This window comes from Roseococcus pinisoli (assembly GCF_018413645.1).
Lineage (GTDB): Bacteria > Pseudomonadota > Alphaproteobacteria > Acetobacterales > Acetobacteraceae > Roseococcus > Roseococcus pinisoli.
This window is the reverse complement of sequence record NZ_JAHCDA010000001.1, coordinates 239397-257198: the sequence shown is the minus strand read 5'-3', so window position 1 is coordinate 257198 and position 17802 is coordinate 239397. Positions and strand designations below refer to the sequence as shown.

17 protein-coding genes are annotated in these 17802 nt (G+C 71.0%); 11 read left to right on the top strand and 6 right to left on the bottom strand.

Features of this window, described 5'->3' with window-relative positions; translation table 11 throughout:
• Window position 1 precedes the first annotated feature (1 nt).
• The 5 genes from KHU32_RS01255 to KHU32_RS01235 all read left to right on the top strand — a co-directional run bounded on the left by KHU32_RS01255 (window position 2) and on the right by KHU32_RS01235 (window position 6912).
• The gene (locus KHU32_RS01255; RefSeq protein WP_213668237.1) at window positions 2-1774 is read left to right on the top strand and encodes a TolC family protein; all 1773 of its coding nucleotides are present in this window, start codon (window positions 2-4) and stop codon (window positions 1772-1774) included.
• A 29-nt stretch (window positions 1775-1803) separates the two neighbouring features.
• Window positions 1804-2226, top strand: coding sequence for a hypothetical protein (locus KHU32_RS01250; RefSeq protein ID WP_213668236.1), 423 nt, complete (start codon window positions 1804-1806; stop codon window positions 2224-2226).
• An 87-nt stretch (window positions 2227-2313) separates the two neighbouring features.
• Window positions 2314-4434 (top strand): hypothetical protein, encoded by a 2121-nt coding sequence (locus tag KHU32_RS01245; protein ID WP_213668235.1) that lies wholly within the window; start codon window positions 2314-2316, stop codon window positions 4432-4434.
• A 16-nt stretch (window positions 4435-4450) separates the two neighbouring features.
• On the top strand, window positions 4451-5284 hold the full coding sequence (locus KHU32_RS01240) for an efflux RND transporter periplasmic adaptor subunit (RefSeq protein WP_213668234.1): 834 nt from the start codon (window positions 4451-4453) through the stop codon (window positions 5282-5284).
• Entirely contained in the window at window positions 5284-6912 is a 1629-nt protein-coding gene (locus KHU32_RS01235; protein ID WP_213668233.1) for an efflux RND transporter periplasmic adaptor subunit, read from the top strand. The genes KHU32_RS01240 and KHU32_RS01235 overlap by 1 nt, the downstream gene beginning before the upstream one ends.
• Before the next feature lie 47 nt (window positions 6913-6959).
• Here the strand turns inward: KHU32_RS01235 and KHU32_RS01230 are convergent, their stop codons facing one another.
• Window positions 6960-7913, bottom strand: coding sequence for a 2-hydroxyacid dehydrogenase (locus KHU32_RS01230; RefSeq protein ID WP_213668232.1), 954 nt, complete (start codon window positions 7911-7913; stop codon window positions 6960-6962).
• 132 nt (window positions 7914-8045) lie between these two features.
• Here KHU32_RS01230 and KHU32_RS01225 point away from each other — a divergent pair, with 132 nt between their 5' ends.
• Both KHU32_RS01225 and KHU32_RS01220 read left to right on the top strand, forming a co-directional pair.
• Window positions 8046-8786, top strand: coding sequence for a metallophosphoesterase family protein (locus tag KHU32_RS01225; RefSeq protein WP_213668231.1), 741 nt, complete (start codon window positions 8046-8048; stop codon window positions 8784-8786).
• Window positions 8783-10168 (top strand): serine/threonine protein kinase, encoded by a 1386-nt coding sequence (locus KHU32_RS01220; protein WP_213668230.1) that lies wholly within the window; start codon window positions 8783-8785, stop codon window positions 10166-10168. The genes KHU32_RS01225 and KHU32_RS01220 overlap by 4 nt, the downstream gene beginning before the upstream one ends.
• A gap of 15 nt (window positions 10169-10183) precedes the next feature.
• On the opposite strand, the gene KHU32_RS01215 is transcribed toward KHU32_RS01220, so the two are convergent.
• A complete protein-coding gene (locus tag KHU32_RS01215; RefSeq protein ID WP_213668229.1) occupies window positions 10184-10675 on the bottom strand; it encodes a hypothetical protein in 492 nt (163 codons plus the stop codon).
• A gap of 238 nt (window positions 10676-10913) precedes the next feature.
• On the opposite strand from KHU32_RS01215, the gene KHU32_RS01210 reads away from it, so the two are divergent.
• Window positions 10914-11129 carry a hypothetical protein gene (locus KHU32_RS01210; protein WP_213668228.1) on the top strand — a complete coding sequence of 72 codons (216 nt, stop codon included), beginning with the start codon at window positions 10914-10916 and terminating at the stop codon, window positions 11127-11129.
• A gap of 4 nt (window positions 11130-11133) precedes the next feature.
• Here KHU32_RS01210 and nth read toward each other — a convergent pair whose 3' ends face one another.
• A complete protein-coding gene (gene nth, locus KHU32_RS01205) occupies window positions 11134-11784 on the bottom strand; it encodes an endonuclease III (RefSeq protein ID WP_213669612.1) in 651 nt (216 codons plus the stop codon).
• Between the two features lie 85 nt (window positions 11785-11869).
• Between nth and KHU32_RS01200 the strand changes: the two genes are divergently transcribed.
• The 3 genes from KHU32_RS01200 (at window position 11870) to gshB (ending at window position 14930) form a co-directional block, all read left to right on the top strand.
• Window positions 11870-12352 (top strand): DUF2244 domain-containing protein, encoded by a 483-nt coding sequence (locus tag KHU32_RS01200; protein ID WP_213668227.1) that lies wholly within the window; start codon window positions 11870-11872, stop codon window positions 12350-12352.
• A 33-nt stretch (window positions 12353-12385) separates the two neighbouring features.
• The gene (gene gpmI, locus KHU32_RS01195) at window positions 12386-13909 is read left to right on the top strand and encodes a 2,3-bisphosphoglycerate-independent phosphoglycerate mutase (protein WP_249680469.1); all 1524 of its coding nucleotides are present in this window, start codon (window positions 12386-12388) and stop codon (window positions 13907-13909) included.
• 73 nt (window positions 13910-13982) lie between these two features.
• The gene (gene gshB, locus KHU32_RS01190; protein WP_213668226.1) at window positions 13983-14930 is read left to right on the top strand and encodes a glutathione synthase; all 948 of its coding nucleotides are present in this window, start codon (window positions 13983-13985) and stop codon (window positions 14928-14930) included.
• Between the two features lie 36 nt (window positions 14931-14966).
• Here gshB and KHU32_RS01185 read toward each other — a convergent pair whose 3' ends face one another.
• The 3 genes from KHU32_RS01185 to KHU32_RS01175 all read right to left on the bottom strand — a co-directional run bounded on the left by KHU32_RS01185 (window position 14967) and on the right by KHU32_RS01175 (window position 17651).
• Window positions 14967-15854, bottom strand: coding sequence for a PhzF family phenazine biosynthesis protein (locus KHU32_RS01185; protein ID WP_213668225.1), 888 nt, complete (start codon window positions 15852-15854; stop codon window positions 14967-14969).
• Window positions 15855-15923: 69 nt separating this feature from the next.
• Window positions 15924-16739, bottom strand: a complete 816-nt coding sequence (locus tag KHU32_RS01180; RefSeq protein ID WP_213668224.1) for an exodeoxyribonuclease III — start codon at window positions 16737-16739, stop codon at window positions 15924-15926.
• 225 nt (window positions 16740-16964) lie between these two features.
• Entirely contained in the window at window positions 16965-17651 is a 687-nt protein-coding gene (locus KHU32_RS01175; protein WP_347265488.1) for a fumarylacetoacetate hydrolase family protein, read from the bottom strand.
• Window positions 17652-17802: the final 151 nt, after the last annotated feature.

Sequence of the window (17802 nt, the reverse complement as noted above, 5' to 3'; positions counted from 1 at the left end):
CATGCTTTCCGCCGGACAGGTTCTGGCGCAGGGCTGGTTCACCGACCGCTCGAACAACGCGATCGTCAACGTGGACACGATCGACGCTCGCTTTCGCGAGCAGGTCGGCAGTGAAATCCGCGGGCTTTATCGCCCGTCCACGACGGAGGAGCCTTCGGCGCGCGACCGCGAACGCGCCGTCCGCTTCGCGCCCTGGTGGATGCGCGGCGCCACCACGCCCACGGAAGAAGGCCAGCGCGCGCTGCCGATCGGCCTCGGCTTCATGTACGACAGCGCCATGCTGTACTCGCAGCAGATGCGCAGCTTCGGCGACCTGCCGGCCATCCGCGAGACCACTGAGCGCGAGGTCGCCGGCCGCTTCATCCCGCGTTTCTACGCGGAAGGCCGCTACGCCAATATCAACGAGCCGACGCAGAGCCTGGCGACGACGGGCGGTGCGGCGCGCCTCATCCAGCGTGAGCGCGTGGTGGAATTCGGCCTGCGCCAGCGGGCGGAGACCGGCGGCGAGGTGACGGTCGGGCAGCGCTTCTCGAACTTCTCGACCAACAGCACCTTCTACAACCCGCGCGCCCAGGCCAGCTCGCGCACCTTCATCACCGTGGTGCAGCCGCTGCTCCGTGAATCGGGCACCAACTACACGCGCAGCCTGCACGAGGTCGCGCGTCTCGATTCCCGCTCCGCCGTGGCGGAGTTCCGGCGGCAGATGGAATCGCATCTCAGCGAAGTGGCGCGCGCCTATTGGACGCTGTGGCTGACGCGGGTGCAGTACCAGCAGCGGCAAAGGCTGCTCGGCGCGACGCAGTCGCTCGTCTCCCGCCTGGAAGGGCGTGGCGGCGTCGATGCGGGCCTGGACCAGACCATCCGCGCCCGCGCCGCGGTGACCACGCGCGAGGCCGATGTGCTGCGCGCCCGCGCCGCCGTGCGCAACGCCGAGGCCCGGCTGCGTGGCCTGGTCAACGATCCCCGCCTGGAGCGCGATCGCTTCGGCGAGCTGGTGCCGACGGACCGGCCGTTGCGCGACTTCCAGGCGCAGCGCCTGGAGAGCGTGATGGTGACCGCGGTGGCCTATCGCCCCGAGGTGCAGCAGGCCTTCCTGCAGCATCGCGCGTCGGTCCTGCGTGAGGGCCAGGCGCAGATCGAGGCGCTGCCCCGCCTCGACATCATCGTCGAGGGCAATATGAGCGGCCGCGCCGGCGATCGCCGCTTCGGAGAGGCCTTCACGGATGCGCGCCGGGAAGCGGACACGCCCGGCGGCGTCTTCGGCTTCCGGTTCGAGGTCCCGCTGGGCAGCGACGACGCGCGCGCCCGGCTCAGCCGGCGCCGTCTCGAGACGCGGCAGGCGGAAAGCCAGACGCGCGCCGTGCTGGCCACCATCGTGACCGAGGCCGAGGTCACGCTGAACGAGTACCGCGTGGCCTATCGTGAGGTCGGCGCGCGCGCCGCGGCGGTCCAGGCCGCGGAGGCGGATATCCGCGTCCAGCGGACGCGCTTCGAGGAAGGCACCTTCCCCGCCGGCGGCGCGGACGCGCTGGAGCGGCTGCTGCAATCCCAGGATCGCCTGACCGCGGCCGAGGAAGCCGCCGCTACCGCCCAGGCGGCCTATACGCTGGCCTTCGTGCAGCTTCAGCGCGTGGCCGGAACCTTCACCGCCCTGGAGCAGATCGACGTACGCCGCATCGACGACGCCAATCGCGGCCCGGCCTACGTCGCCCGCCGCGGTGCGCCGGAGACCCCGCGGCCCGGAGCTGGCGCCGTCCAGCCGGCGTCGCGTTGACCCCATTCCCCGAACAGTCGAGCGCCAACATGTCCCGCCATCGAAAGTCACTTCTCGCCGCCGCCCTGCTGACCTGCACCCTGGCAGCCTGCGCCCCGCGGACGATCACCATCAGCGGCGCCGAAGTGCAGACGCCGACCAGCCCCGCACGCGCCGTCACGGCCCGCATCACCGCCCCCGGCGCCGAGCAGCCGCTGGTCGAGGTGCGCCTGGCGGACGGCACCGTCTATGCCGGCCAGCTGACGCCGGCCGACGCGCCGCCGGGCATCGGCGGGCCGGATTCGCTGGCGGCGCCGACCCGCGGCGCCTTCCTCGTGGGCCAGCTTCTGTCGCCGGAGCGCGCGCCGCTGGAGTGCCGCTTCGCCATCCTCAACCCCGCCCGCCGCATCGACGGCGGCGGCACCGGCTATTGCCGGGGCGATGCCGGCCAGCACGTGGACTTCGTGTTCTGACATGAGCGCGGGTCCGCTGCCCCGAATGCCGCGGGCCCGTGTCTTGACCGGCCGTTGGAGCGATGACGCCGGCCGGATGACGCCGACATGAGCGCGGCTGCAGGAGCGCCGCTTCCGGGTACGGAATCGGTCGCCGAGCTCTGCCCCGTGGTCAATCCGGACATGGCCGCCCGCCGCCTCGTGCTGGGCGGAAGGCCGTCCTGGATCGTGCGCGCCCCGCTGGCCGAGCGCTACATGCGCCTCCATCCGCGCCTCTATGCGCTGCTCGGCCTCCTGGACGGCCGGCGCAGCGTGGCCGAGGCCGTGGCCATGATGCCCGCGGCAGCGGCCGATGCCCCGCAGGATGTCGAGCTCGTGCAGGGGGTCGCCAATCTCATCAGCCAGGGCGTGCTGCGCGTGCCGGGGCGGAGGCTGCCGCCCCGTCCGCCCCCGTCCGGCCCGCTCCATGCCCTGCGCGGCCTGACCTACAAGCGGTTCGACCTGGGTGATCTCGGCCGCCTGCTCGGCGTGTTCCGGCCTGCCCTCGGCTGGCTGTTCACGTCCTGGGGCTTCATGATCTGGCTGGCGCTGGCCGGCACGGCGACCGCGCTCTGGTTCATCCGCGCGCCCGACGTGCTCGAGAGCATGCGCGGCCTGTCCGAATTCGGCGCGCTCGACGCCGTACAGGCCTTCGTCGTCTTCACGCTGATCAAGGTGCTCCACGAGGCGGGACACGCTGTCGCGGCGCAGCGGATGGCGGCCGCCGAGGGCGAGCGCCTCAATGTCTTCCGCTCGGGCATCTCGCTGATGTTCATGATGCCCGCGCCCTACGTCGATGTGAGCGGGATGTGGATGGTCGCCTCGCCCTGGCGGCGGGCGCTGGTGGGGGCGGCGGGCATCTATGTCGAGGGGCTGATCGCGGCCATCGCGGCGATCCTCTGGGCCTATGCCGCGCCGGGCTGGGGGCGGGAGATCCTGTTCCAGACCGTGCTCGTCGTGGGTGTCTCGTCGCTTCTCTTCAACGCCAATCCGCTGGTGCGGCTCGACGGCTACTACGTGATGTCGGACCTGCTGGGCATCCACAATCTCCAGCAGCGGGGGCGTCTCGCGGCCCGCGACATCGCGCTCCGTGTGCTTGGGCAGGGACCCGCCGAGGCCTGGCAAAGCTGGCGCCCGGCGCTCTGGTTCGTGGGGTCCTCGCTCTATCGCTGGACCATCTACTTGGGCGTGATCTGGATCGCCTATGGCCTGCACTTCGTCCTGGGCGCCGGGGCCGTCCTGCTGATCCTGCTGCTGTTCGTCGTCATCCCGACCGTGCAGATGAGCCTCGCGCTGAGGGAGAAGCCGTGCGTGGCGACCATCGTCGCGACGCTGCTGCTCGGGATCGGGGCGGCCGCCTGCCTCATTCCGATCCCGGATCGCATCGTGGTCGCCGGCACGCTCGAGCGCGAAGGCGCCCGGCAGATCTTCGCAGGGGTCGACGGCATGGTGACGGAGGTCGCGCCCGCGGGCCCGCTCGCGGCCGGGGAGACGCTGATCACGCTGCGCAATCCGGACGCGTTGCGCACCCTCCAGCATCTCGAGCTGGAAGCCCGGACGCTGGACCTGGAGCGGCGCCGGGCCACCGTCGAAAATCCTGGTCTGCTGGACGGCATCGAGGCGCGCGACGCCGCCAACCGGCGCCAGCAGCAGGAGCTGCGCGCCGAGATCGCGCGCTGGCAGGTCGTCACGGCACAGCCGGCCTTCTGGGAGCCCAGCAAGGCGCTGGGGCTGCGCGGAGCATGGGTCCGGCGCGACGATCGTGATCCGCTGGGCGTGCTCGTTCCGCTGGCGGCGCCGGCCGTCATTCGCCTCGTGCTCGATCAGCAAACGGGCGCCTCCGTGCTCAACGCCGTGACCGACGGCACCGAGCTGCCGATCCGCGAATGGGGAGGCACCGTGGCGACCTTCACGGCGCGGGTGGCGAGCGCCCGTCCCGAGGCGCGCGACGAGCTGCCCTCCGCGGCACTGTCGCAGGAGGCCGGCGGGCCGATCGCCACCCGGGCCGGGCCGCGGGGCCAACCCGTTCCGGTCGAACGGATTTTCGAATTGCGGGCCTTTGCCCAGTCGGACGTCGCGGCGCTCCACGGCAGCCGGGTGCAGGCGCTCGTCGCCCTGCCGCCCAGCCCGCTGGTGACGCAGCTCTGGCGGGCGGGGCAGCGTGCCCTGCACCGGCGCCTGGCCATTTGATGGAATCTCAGTCCCCGTGATTGCACCGCTCCGACGCTCACTCCTGGCCTTGCCCTTCGCCGCCACGGCCGCTTCCGCGCAGACGTCGCCGGGCTTCGAGGCCGTCCGCGGCGTCACGAAGGCACGGGACATCGCCCAGCTCGGCCCGCTCCTCGACGGCACGGTCCGCGAGATCATGGTGGCCGAGGGCGATCGGGTGCGGGAAGGTCAGCCCGTCCTGCGGCTTGACGATACGGTTCAATCCCAACGCATCGCGCAGGCGCGCAGCGCCGCCGAAGCCGAGGGTGACGTGCTCCAGGCCGAGGCCCAGGCCACCGAGGCCCAGGCCCAGGCCTCCCGCGTGTCGAGCGCGGTGGGACGCGGCGGTGCCATGGAATGGGAGCTGCGGCAGGCCAATGCCCGGCTTGCCGTCGCCCGTGCCGCGGTCCAGGTGGCGCAGGATCGGCGCCGGCTCGACCGGCGGCGGCTGGAGGTGGAGCTCTCGGTGATCGAGCAGTACCAGATCCGCGCTCCCTTCGACGGCCGCGTGTTCAAGATCGACACCGGCGTCGGCTCGCCCCTCAGCCGAAGCGACCGCCCGATCACCATCGCGGATCTGCGCACCCTGGAGGCGACGCTCTACATGCCCGCCGCCGCCTTTCCCTATCTCCGGACAGGACGGCAATACGAGCTGCGGCTGCTCGCGCCCGTGGACCGCGAGGTGCGGGCCACGCTGCGCTTTCTGGACCTGCTCATGGATGCCGCCTCCGGCCGGTTCCGCACCGTCTTCGTCATCGAGAATCCCGACGAGGCGATTCCCGCCGGCGTCGAAGCGATGCTGACGCCGGCCGCGCTGCGCAAGGAAAGCTGATGGACCAGCAGCCCTCCGACCAGCTCGCCCTTGTCCTCGACAATTTGCGGGCCGCCGCCGGCCGTCCGGACTGGCCGGCCGTGCTGCTGCGCTTCGCCGCCGACCTGACCAATGCCGAGGCCGGCGCGGTGCTGCTGGGCAGCACGATGCTCGCGGCCCATCCCGCGGCGGCCGGCGTTGCGCTTACCGAGGCCTGGGAAAAGGCCGCCGCCCTGGCCCTGGCCGCCGGCGCCGTCCGCCATGTCGAGGAAGGGCCGGGCCAGCCCACGCTCTTCGCGCTGCCGGCAGCCGGCGGCGCCCTGCTGATCCGGCTGCGCATCGCCAATCCCCTGCACGCGGCGCTGACGCGCGAGCGCCTGCAGCTGGTGGCGGGATTCGTCGCGGCGGCCGAGGCGGGGGCACGCGCCGGCGTGGCGGCCGTGCTCGGCACCGTTCTTCCGGCGGCGCTCGGGGCCCCCAATCGCCCTGTGGCGCTGCACCGCGCCGCGACGGGCCTGGCGGACCTGCTCCGCGTCAGGCGCGTCGCGATCGGCGTGGTAGCTTCCGGCCGCATCCGGGACATCGGCGTTTCCGACCAGCAGGAGATCGCGCTGGCCTCCGACCTCGCGCGGCGGCTGCGCGGCGAGCTCGAGGCCCTGCTGGATGCCGGGACCACGCCGGAGCCGGAGGGCAAGGCCGCCCCGCGATTGGGCGTCGCGACCGGGGCCATGGCCCTGCTGGTGGAAAGCGACGGCGCGCTGCCGCCGAAGGACCTCCTGGCGCGCATCGCCGATGGCCTCGCGCCCCTCGCCGCCATGCAGCGCCGGGCCAGGCGGAAGGGCATCGGCACGCGGCATCTGTTGGCGGCCCTGGCGCTGCTGGTGGTCGTGGCAGGCGTCTGGCCGACCACCGACGAGATCAATGCGCCCTTCATCCTGGCGCCCACCGAGCAGCGGATCGTGACGGCGCCCTTCGACGCGCTGCTCGACGAGGTGGCCGTCGAGCCCGGTGACCGCGTCGAGGCGGACACCACCTTGCTGGCGCGGCTTTCCACCCGCGATCTGCAGCTCGAGCACGCGGCGGCGGTGTCCCGCGCGGCCAATGACCGGCGCGAGGCCGATATCGCCCGTGCGCGCGGTAACCCCGCCAACGAGCAGCTGGCCCTGCTCTCGGCGGAGCGGGCGGAAACGCAGGTGGCGCTGCTGCAGCACCGCATCGACGCCGCCAGCATCCGTTCCCCCCTCAGCGGCGTTGTCGTCTCGGGCGATCTGCGTCGCTATGCCGGCCAGTTCGTGATGCGGGGCCAGGTGCTGTTCGAGGTCGCGCCCACGGACCGGATGCGCGCCGATGTGCTGGTGCTGGACCGGGATGCGCGGCGGCTTCAGGTGGGCGCCCGCGTCCGCCTGCTGCCGGCCTCCGACCCGAGCCTGCGGATCGTGGCCACCATCGAGCGGATACGCCCCACGACCGAGGTGGTGCAGGGCCGCAACGTGGTCCGCGCGATCGTGGAGCTGGATCCGGGCAACGACCTGGCGATGCTGCGCGCCGGCACGGAGGGCAGCGCCCGCGTCGAGGCGGGGAGAAGCACCTGGCTGTACTGGGCGGTTGGCGACCTGGTGCGCGCGATCCGCGGGAAGCTCTGGATCTAGGATCGCGGCCCGGCGCTCCCTTCGTGGGAGGCGCCGGGCGTGGCGTCCTAATCCACCGGCATCGGCACCGGCGTCTTCACGGGCTCGCCCGCGAAATGCGCCTGGAGATTGGCTGCGACGAGGCTGGCGGTGGCCATCATCGCCTCGGGCGAGCGGCCGGCAATATGCGGCGTGATGATCAGGCGCGGTGCTGCGGCCAGGGCGGGCGGCACCTCCGGCTCGCCGTCGACCACGTCGATGGCGGCGCCGGCGATGCGGCCGTCATGCAGGGCCGCCACCAGCGCCTCCGTATCCACCACGCTGCCGCGGCCGATGTTGATGAGGAAGCCCTGGGGGCCCAGCGCCTCCAGCACCTCGGCATTCACCAGGTGCCGCGTGCCCGCGCCGCCCGGGGCGGCGATCACCAGGTAGTCGGCCCATTCGGCCAGGGCCTTCACCGAGGGAAGATAGGCATAGGGGCTTTCCGGGCGCCGCGCGCGGTTGTGGTAGGCGATCTCCATGTCGAAGCCGCGCTCGCCGCGCTCGGCGATCTGCCGGCCGATATTGCCGAGGCCGATGATGCCCAGCCGCTTGCCGAAGACGATGGGGCGCGGCCCGCGCGCGTTCATCCACTCGCCCTGGCGGACGGCGGCATCGGCGCCGGGAATGTTGCGGGCGATGGAGAGGATCAGCGCCCAGGTATGGTCCGCGACGGTGACGTCGTTGGTGGCGGGGCCGTTGGTCACCCGGATGCCCCGGGCCTTGGCCGCGCGCAGGTCCACCGTCTCGTGGCCGACGCCGATGCAGCAGATGATCTCGAGCTTCGGCAGGGTGGCGATGGCCTCGGCGCTCATGCCGGTCGCGCCGTTGGTCAGCACCGCGCGCAGCACGGGCGCGAGGCGCGGGATCATCTCGGCGCGCTCGGCCGGGGTGGGGGCGTGATGGATCTCGAAGCCGGCGGCCGCGATGCGGGCGAGCCTCAGGGGGTCCAGCGGGATCTGGACGAGCAGGGGTATGGGCATCAATAGGGTTCCAGCGCGGGCGCGGAACGATGTTGCGGCAGCTGCGCATGGGTGTCGAGGCAGCGGGGGTGCGCGGCGAGGTCGCTTGGCGCATCATGGGGCCGCTGCCTGACGAGCAAGTGAGCACATCGTATGCGGATCGCCCTGCTGGCGGACATCCACGCCAATCTGGAGGCCCTGGAGGCCTGCCTGACCCATGCGGCGGCCCAGCGGGCCGACCGGCTCGTCTTCCTGGGCGACCTGGTGGGCTATGGCGCCAACCCAGCCGAGGTGACGGCGCGGGTGGAGGAGCTGGTGGGCCGCGGCGCGCTGGCCCTGCGCGGCAATCACGACGAGGCGGCGCTGACCGGGCCGCGCAACTTCTCCCGCCTCGCGGCCACCGCCATCCAATGGACGGCGACGCAGCTCACGCCCGAGGCGCGGCGCTTCCTGGCCGGCCTGCCCATGACCTATGAGGAGGAGGACCGCCTCTACGTCCACTCCGAGGGCTCGGACCCCGAGCGCTGGCTCTACGTCACCGATGCGACGGCCGCGCGCACCAGCCTGGAGGCGACCGATGCGCGCCTCACCTTCTGCGGCCACACGCATGTGCCCGCCCTCTTCGGCCTGACGGCGACCGAGAAGCTGGTCGCGCACCGCCCGGCTTCGGACCTCATGCTGCCGTTGCTGCAGCCCCGCCGTTGGCTGGCCGTCGTGGGCGCGGTGGGCCAGCCGCGCGACGGCAATCCGGCCGCCTGCTACGGCATGCTCGACACGGATTCGAGCGAATTCGGCTGGATGCGCGTGCCCTACGACATCGAGACGGCGGCGGCGAAGATCCGCGCGGCCGGGCTTCCGGACTTCCTGGCCGAGCGGCTTTTCACGGGGACATGAGCGCGCCCAAGGTCATCGCCGGCTTCACCCTGGGCCCGGTAGTGCATCGCGGCGGCATGGCCGTGCTGCGCGAGGTGACGCATCCCGAGCATCCCGGCCCGCTGCTGATGAAGATGCCCAAGCTCGCCGAGGGCGAGGACCCGGCGGCCATCGTCAGCTTCGAGATGGAGCAGATGATCCTGCCCCGCCTCACCGGGCCGCATGTGCCGAAATGCTACGGCACCGGCCACGAGCCCACGCCCTGGATCGTGATGGAGCGCATCCATGGCGGCTCGCTGCTGCCCTACCTCAAGCGCCTGCCGCGCGACCCGGCCGAGGTCGCGCATATCGGCGCCATGACGGCCGACGCGCTGGACGGGCTGCACCGGCAGGGCGTGGTGCATCTGGACATTAAGCCCTCCAACATCCTGCGCCGCGGCGGCGAGGATGGGCCGGTGGTGCTGGTGGATTTCGGGCTCTCCCGCGCGGCGATGCTGCCCGACCTGATGGAGGAGGAATTCCGCCTCCCCTACGGCACGGCCCCCTATATGGCGCCCGAGCAGGCCATGGGCATCCGCGGCGATCCGGCCTCGGACCTCTTTGCCCTCGGCGTGCTCATGTACTTCTTCCTGACGGGACGGCGCCCCTTCGGCGATCCGCAGCGCATGTCGGACCTGAAGCGGCGGCTGTGGTGGGACCCGCCGCCGCCGCGCGCCCTGGTGCCCGACTGCCCGCCCTGGCTGCAGGAGGTGATCCTGCGCTGCCTCGAACCCTCGCCCGAGAAGCGCCACGCCAGCGCGGCCCAGCTGGCCTTCGACCTGCGCAATCCCGGCGCCGTGGCGCTGGGGCCGCGGGCGGAAAGGCTGCGCCGCGATTCCTGGACCCGCCGGCTCCAGCGCCGCTTCCACCCGGAATTCCAGCCGCAGCTGCGCCGCAAGGCCGCCGCCCTGCCGCAGCGCGACGCCCCTATCGTCGCGGTGGCGCTCGACCTCGAGGCCATGTCGCCGGCCATGTCCTCGGCGCTGCTCGACATGGTGGGGCGGGTGCTGGCGATCCGGCCCAATGCCCGCGTCGCCTGCCTCAACGTGCTGCGCACCAACCTGCTGCGCCCCGACAGCACGCTCGATCGCGAGGGGCGGAACAAGCACCTGCAGCGCCTGCTCGAGCTCCGGCACTGGTCGGCGCCGCTCGCCCTGCCGGAATACCGGCTGACGCATCACGTGCTCGAGGCGGTGACCGAGGGCGGCGCGATCCTCGAATATGCGTCGCAGAACCGGGTGGACCATCTGATCCTGGGCGCGAAGACGGCGGGTATCACCCAGCGGATGCTGGGCAGCATCGCCGGCGAGGTGGCGCGCGACGCGCCCTGCACGGTGACGATCGTGCGCGTGCGGGAGTTCTGAGCGCGGCGGGGCCGCTCAGAAATAGATGTCCACGTAGTCCGTCAGCCGGCCGCAGGTCTCCATCTCCTGCATTCGCCAGTAGCGGCGGCTGCCGGTGACGCGGAAATGCAGGTCGCCGCTGCGGGGGCATTCGGCCCGGTCGCCCGGTGCCTGGTGGATGTCGATCCGGCCACGGAACACGAAGCTCGTGCGGTCGATGCGCAGGACCACGCCGTCGATCTCCAGCCGGCCAGGGCCGTTGCGCTGCTGCTGCGTCCCGCGCAGCAGAACCAACCCGTCGCGCTCCTCGACGCGGAGATGCCCGCGCGAATTGTCCCAGGAGATCCATTGCAGCGACATGCCGCTGTTCCGCCGGAGCCGGTTCAGCGCGCCGCGGTCCAGAACCTCGGTCCGCTGCACCGGCGATTCGGCGGCGGGCGGGCGAACCACGGAAGTATCGCCGGCATTCTGCGCCAGGACAGGCGGAGGCGGCGCGGCGGCACCCAGTCCGAGCGCGAGGGCCGCCACGAGCGCAAACCGCGGAAGGCGCCCTCCGTTCAGGCGCGGCGTGGGAGAGGCGGCGAAAGGCGGGCAGGGCATCGGCGAACTCCGAGCGTCACAGGTGGTGCATTCTGGCCCGGCCCGGCCCGCCGGCCAAGATGAAGGCCCGGGCATGCGATCGGCGCGTCCCCGACCGGAACGCGAAGATTTGCACCCTCGGATCGGCACGGTAGCATTCATGGGAATGGATATGTGGAGGCCGTGAATGACCGAGCGACCGCTGGCGACGCCCAGGGAAAGGGACCTGGCTGCCGAGATCGATGCGCTCAGGGCCGAGCTGGCCACGGCGCGTCGCGGCAGCCGGCTGGACGCCCTCGGGAAGGTGGCGGGTTCCTACTTCTCGGCCTCGGTGATCGTCGGCTGCGTGATGTTCGTGTGCGTCGCGGCGGTGCTCATCACCCTCATCATCGTGAAGGGCTGAGGGCTCAGGCCCGGAGCGGCGGGGTCATCACCTTGTCGCGATAGTTGCACCAGGGCTCGGCCCGGCAGCGCCAGCAATCGGGGGCGCGCGCCTTGCAGATGTAGCGCCCGTGCAGGATCAGCCAGTGATGCGAGTCCCGCAGCAGCTCGGGCGGGATGCGCTTCACGAGACCGTCCTCCACCTCGCGGACGTTCCTGCCCGGCGCCAGGCCGGTGCGGTTGCCGAGGCGGAAGATATGCGTGTCGACCGCCATGGTCGGCTCGCCGAACATCACATTCAGCACGACATTGGCAGTCTTCCGGCCGACGCCGGGCAGGGCCTCCAGCGCGGTGCGCTCGCGCGGGACCTCGCCGCCATGCTGCTCGACCAGCATGGCCGAGAGCGCGGCGACGTTCTTCGCCTTCCCCTGCCAGAGGCCGATCCGGCGGATGAGGGCGCCGATCCCCTCCGCGCCCAGCGCCGCCATGGCGGCGGGGGTGGGGGCGGCGGCGAAGAGGCCCGGCGTTACCTTGTTCACCATCGCATCCGTCGCCTGGGCCGACATGACCACGGCGACGAGCAGGGAGAAGGCGTCGGTGTAGAGGAGCTCGGTCTCCGGCGCCGGGTTGTCCTGCGCGATGGCGCGGATGAAATGGCCGACCTGTTCGCGCGACATCAGCCGGGCGCGGCGGGGCTCGGTGGCGGAGCCATGGAGGGGTTTGGGGGTTTTCACGTCGCGAAGCATCCTATCTGATGAGTCGATGCCCGAAACCCCCGTCCTGTTCGAGGCCCGCTCGGCGCCGCTCAGCAGTCTGGATGCGCGCGGCTTCCGGATCGTGGCCGGGCTGCTGCTGCTCGGCTTCACGATCATCGGGGCTGCCGTGATCGCCATGGGCGCCTGGCCGGTGACGGCCTTTGCCGGGGTCGAGACCCTCCTCGCCATCGGCATGCTGGCGCTCTATCGCACCTGGGCGCGTGGCAGTGCCGAGACCGTCACCCTGACCGAAGGCCGGCTGGCCATCCGCCGGCGCGAGGGCCGCCGGCATGAGGAGGCGAGCTTCGATCCCTTCTGGGCACGGCTGCGCTGGCAGGGCGGCCGCCTCTACATCGGCCAGCGGAGCGAGGTCATCGAGATCGGCCGCTTCCTGGCCCCGGAGGAGCGCCAGGACCTTGCCCGCGTGCTGGGCGACGTGCTCCATCGCTACCGGGAGCCGGTCTTCGACAATCCTCAGCTTCGGGGCTAAACCGGACGCAGCTTTGCTGCGTTAAGGATAGCCATGACCGCACCTCGCCCCGTGATGCTCGTGATCCTCGATGGCTGGGGCTGGCGTGAGGAAACGGCGGACAATGCCGTCCGCCAGGCACATACCCCGAATTTCGATCGTCTCTGGGCGAACTGCCCGCACGCCTTCCTCAAGCCCTCGGGCCATGATGTCGGCCTGCCGGACGGGCAGATGGGCAATAGCGAGGTGGGCCACCTCAATATCGGCGCCGGCCGGGTGGTGATGCAGGACCTGCCGCGGATCGATGCGGCCATCGCCGACGGCTCCATGGCGCGGATGGCCCCGCTGACCGATTTCGTCGCGAAGATGAAGGCGAGCGGCGGCACGGCGCATCTGATGGGCCTCGTCTCGGGCGGCGGGGTGCACAGCCACCAGCGGCAGGCGGTGGCGCTGGCCAAGGTGCTGACGCAGGCGGGCATCAAGGTCGCGCTGCATGCCTTCACCGACGGGCGCGATACGCCGCCGCGCTCGGCCCCCCAATTCGTCGCGGAGCTGGAGGCCGGGCTGCCGGCGGGCGCGCGGATCGCGACAGTCACCGGGCGCTACTTCGCCATGGACCGCGACAACCGCTGGGAGCGCGTCTCCAAGGCCTGGTCCGCCATCGCGCTGGGGCAGGGCGAAGCGACGGCGCCCGATGCCCAGGCCGCGATCAAGGCCGCGCACGACAAGGACGTGACGGACGAGTTCATCCCCGCCACCGTCATCGGCGATTATGCGGGCATGCGGGACGGCGACGGGCTGCTCTCCTTCAACTTCCGCGCCGATCGCGTGCGCGAGATCCTGGCCGCGCTGCTGGACCCGGCGTTCACCGGTTTCGCGCGGCAAAAATTCGTCACGCTCGCGGCCGCGCTCGGCATGACGCAGTATTCGACCGAGCTGGACCACCTGCTGGGCACGATCTTCCCGCCGCAATCCATGGAGGACATCCTGGGGGCGGTGGTCAGCAAGGCGGGGCTGAAGCAGCTCCGCATGGCGGAGACCGAGAAGTATCCGCACGTGACCTACTTCCTGAACGGCGGGCAGGAGACGCCCTTCCCGGGCGAGACGCGGATCATGGTCGCCTCGCCCAAGGTCGCGACCTACGACCTGCAGCCCGAGATGAGCGCACCGGAGCTGACGGCGAAGGCCGTGGCCGCCATCAAGTCCGGCGAGCAGGACCTCATCGTCCTGAACTTCGCCAATGCCGACATGGTGGGCCATTCCGGCATCCTGGCCGCCGCTATCAAGGCCTGCGAGGCGGTGGACAAGGGCCTCGGCGCCATCGCCGATGCGCTGCAGGAGGTCGGCGGCGCGCTGCTCTTCACCGCCGATCACGGCAATGCCGAGCTGATGAAGGATCCGGTGACGGGCGGCCCGCACACGGCGCACACGACCAACCCCGTGCCGGTCGTGCTGATGGGCGGCCCGGCGGGCGCGAAGATCCATGACGGTCGCCTGGCCGATCTCGCGCCCACGCTGCTCCAGCTCATGGGCCTGAAGCAGCCGGCCGCCATGACCGGGATCAGCCTGCTGGAATGAGGTCCCGCCGGGCCAGTTGGCCTGACGCGCGACCCGTGCAACATCTTCGGGCAGGATCTCGGAGATTGACGGCATGGCGTTGCGCGTGGCGGTCCAGATGGACCCGATGGAAAGCGTCGGCATCGATGGCGACAGCACCTTCGCCCTGATGCTGGAAGCCCAGGCGCGCGGCCACGCGCTCTGGCACTATCATGTGAAGCACCTCTCGATGGAGGCCGGCCGCGTCATCGCGCATGGCCATCCGGTCGAGGTGCGGCGCGAGCGCGGCAACCACTTCACCTTCGGCGCACCGGTGGAGCTCGACCTCGCGAAGGATGTGGACGTGGTGCTGATGCGCCAGGACCCGCCCTTCGACATGGCCTATATCACCGCCACCCATCTGCTGGAGCATATCCACCCCAAGACGCTGGTGGTGAACGACCCGGCCAGCGTACGCAATGCGCCGGAGAAGCTCTTCGTCCTGAAGTTCCAGGACCTGATGCCGGAGACGCTCGTCTCCTCCGACGTGCGCGAGATCCGGAAGTTCCGCGAGAAGCACGGCGACATCATCGTGAAGCCGCTCTTCGGCAATGGCGGCGCCGGCGTCTTCCACCTGAAGCCCGAGGATTCCAACCTCAACTCGCTGCTGGAGATGTTCACCGAGCGCTCGCGCGAGCCGCTGATGGTGCAGAAGTACCTGCCCAGCGTTCGGCAGGGCGACAAGCGCGTGATCCTGGTCGATGGCGTGGCGATGGGCGGCATCAACCGCGTCCCGGCCGAGGGCGAGGCGCGCAGCAACATGCATGTGGGCGGCAAGCCGGAGAAGACCGTGCTGACCGACCGCGAGCGCGAGATCTGCGAGCGGATCGGCCCCGAGCTGAAGGCGCGCGGCCTGATCTTCGTGGGCATCGACGTGATCGGCGGCCACCTCACCGAGATCAACGTGACCTCGCCCACCGGCCTGCAGGAGCTGGCCCGCTTCGACGGCGTGCACCTGGAGAAGGCGATCTGGGACGCGATCGAGGAAAAGAAGCGGGGCTGAGCCCCGTCGCCCGGCCCCGGGGCCGGGCGGCTTCGATCAGAGTGTCACGCTGCCTTCGAACATGCGCACGCAGCCGCCGCCGACGGTGGCGCGGATGCCCTCCGGCGTGCGCCGCGCCGTGGTGTGAAGCACGCTGGGGCGGCCCATCTCGACACCCTGCGTGATCTCCCAGGCGCCGTTCTCGGCGCCACTCAGATGCAGCAGGAAGCCTGCCAGCGGCGTGGCCGCGCTGCCCGTCGCCGCATCTTCCCAGGTGCCGGCCAGCGGCGAGAACATGCGGGTGCGAAGCCCCGTGCCCTCCGGCCGGTAGAGGTAGAGCGAGAGCTTGCCGCCGAGCGCCGGCGTCGTCTCCACCGCGCGGCGGAAGGCTGCGATGTCCGGCGAGGCGGCGGCCATGGCCTCCGGCGTCACCTCGAAGACCAGGCGCGGATTGCCGCCGTCGCTGGCGATGGTCGGTGCGTGGCGCGTGGTAACGACGCCCTCGGGCGGAATGCCGGCGCAGGCGGCCGCGATCTCGACGGGCATCTCCCCGCCGATCTTCAGCGATTGCGGGGCGGCGACCGTCGCGCTCGTCACGGCGCCCGCCGCGTCGCGCGTCAGGCGGATCTCGACGAGGCCCGCGATCTCCTCGAAGCGCAGCACGTCGTCCACCGCGCGGTCCGCCAGCACGAAGGCGGTGCCGACATTGGGGTGGCCGGCGAAGGGCATCTCCGCCGTGCGGTGGAAAATGCGCACGCGCGCCGTATGGGCCGGGTCGGCCGGGGGCAGGACGAAGGTCGTCTCGCTGTAGTTCATCTCGGCCGCGAGCGACTGCATCTCGGCGTCGGTCATCCCGCGCGCGTCGGGAAAGACGGCGAGCTGGTTGCCGCCGAAGCGGCGATGGGTGAAGACGTCGAGGGTGACGTAGCGGAAGGTGCGGCTCATGGCGGCGAGCCTAGCGAGCGGATCAGCGCCGCGCGCCGACCGCCTTCGCATGGCTCCGCCGACGCGGCGTCATAGCGCGAGCTCGACCAGCACCGGCACATGGTCGCTCGCGCGTTCCCAGCCGCGCGCCGCCTTCAGGATCTGGTGCCGCGCCAGGCTGCCGCGCAGATCCGGGCTCACCCAGACATGGTCCAGGCGCCGGCCGCGATCGGCCGCCTCCCAGTCCTTCGCGCGGTAGGACCACCATGTGTAGAGCTTCTGGTCGGCCGGCACGAAATGGCGCAGCGCGTCGACCCAGTTGGCCGCGTTCTGCCAGCGCGTCAGCGCCTCCACCTCGACCGGCGTGTGCGAGACGATCTTGAGCAGCTGCTTGTGCGACCAGACGTCGTGCTCGAGCGGCGCGATGTTGAGGTCACCCACCAGGACCGAGCGCTTCGCCTCGCCATGCGCGGCGAACCAGGCCGTCGCCTCGGCGATGAAGTCGAGCTTGTGGCCGAACTTCACGTTGAGCTCGCGATCGGGGATGTCGCCGCCGGCCGGGACGTAGAAGTCGTGCAGGTCGATGGGGCCGCCCGGCGCGTCGAGCGTGACGCCGATGTGCCGACAATCGCCCTTCATGCACCAGTCGGGATCATCCGCGCGATGCGTGAAGGGGATGCGCGAGAGGATGGCGACGCCGTTGTAGCCCTTCATCCCCCGGGCCGCGACGTGCTCGAAGCCGAGCGCGCGGATGTCCTCGTGCGGGAAGTGCTCGTCCGGGCACTTGGTCTCCTGGAGGCAGAGCACGTCGGGGCGCAACTGCGCGTCCAGGTCCCGCAGCAGCGGCAGCCGGAGCCGGACGGAGTTGATGTTCCAGGTCGCGATGCGGAGGCTGCGCGTGGTCATTCGGAGGGTGTCCCGCCTGTCGTCGTCATCGTTGCGCCGCTCTCATCGAAACAGGCGATGGCCCAGCGGGGAGGGCGCGCCTCGGGGCAGGGGCGATCGCGGGGCCCCCACGGCGCAGGAAGCTCATTGTTCGCTGACCTCACGACGCACACCCTGCCGAGCAGGATGCGCGCCCCGAGTTCGGCGCGACGGCGGGTTGGCCGTCGCCTTCGTCCAACCGTCTTGTCAGACGATCTTGGTCTTCACCTCGCCGACGCCCTCGACGATGCCTTCCAGCACGTCGCCCTTCACCACGGCGGCGACACCCTCGGGCGTGCCGGTCATGATGAGGTCGCCGGGCTGCAGCTCGACGAGCTCGGAGAGGTTCGCGATCACCTCGGGCACGGACCAGATGAGCTTGGAGAGGTCGGAGGTCTGCGTGACCTTGCCGTTCACCTTCAGCTCGATCTTGCCCTTGGACGGGTCGAAGCCCGCGGCCGGGATCAGGTCGCCCATGGGGGCGGAGAGGTCGAAGCCCTTGCCCATGTCCCAGGGACGGCCGGTCTTCTTGGCCTCGTTCTGGAGGTCACGGCGGGTCATGTCGAGGCCGCAGCAATAACCCCAGACATGGCTCAGCGCATCGGCGATGGCGATGTTCTTGCCGCCCTTCCCGATGGCAACGACGAGCTCCATCTCGTGGTGCAGCGACTTGGTCGCGCTCGGATAGGGCATGTCGGCGCCGCCGGTGACCACCGCGTCGAAGGGCTTCGTGAAGTAGAAGGGGGGCTCGCGGGTCGGGTCGCTGCCCATTTCGATCGCGTGTTCGGCGTAGTTGCGGCCCACGCAGAAAATCCGGCGAACGGGGAAAAGCTGATCGGTGCCCTTCACGGGCACGGCGGAAGTGGCAGGCGGGGTGATCACGTAATTGGGCACGAGACGCTCCTGGACAGGTCCGTCTTCGCGTCTAGAGCAGATTGTCCCGGAGGGAAATCGGGGGGCGGATTTGGCTATTGACCCGGCTTGGGAGCGGATGACAGTTTCGTACCGCCCGGGGAACCAACGCCTGAGGCAGGGGATGCATGCC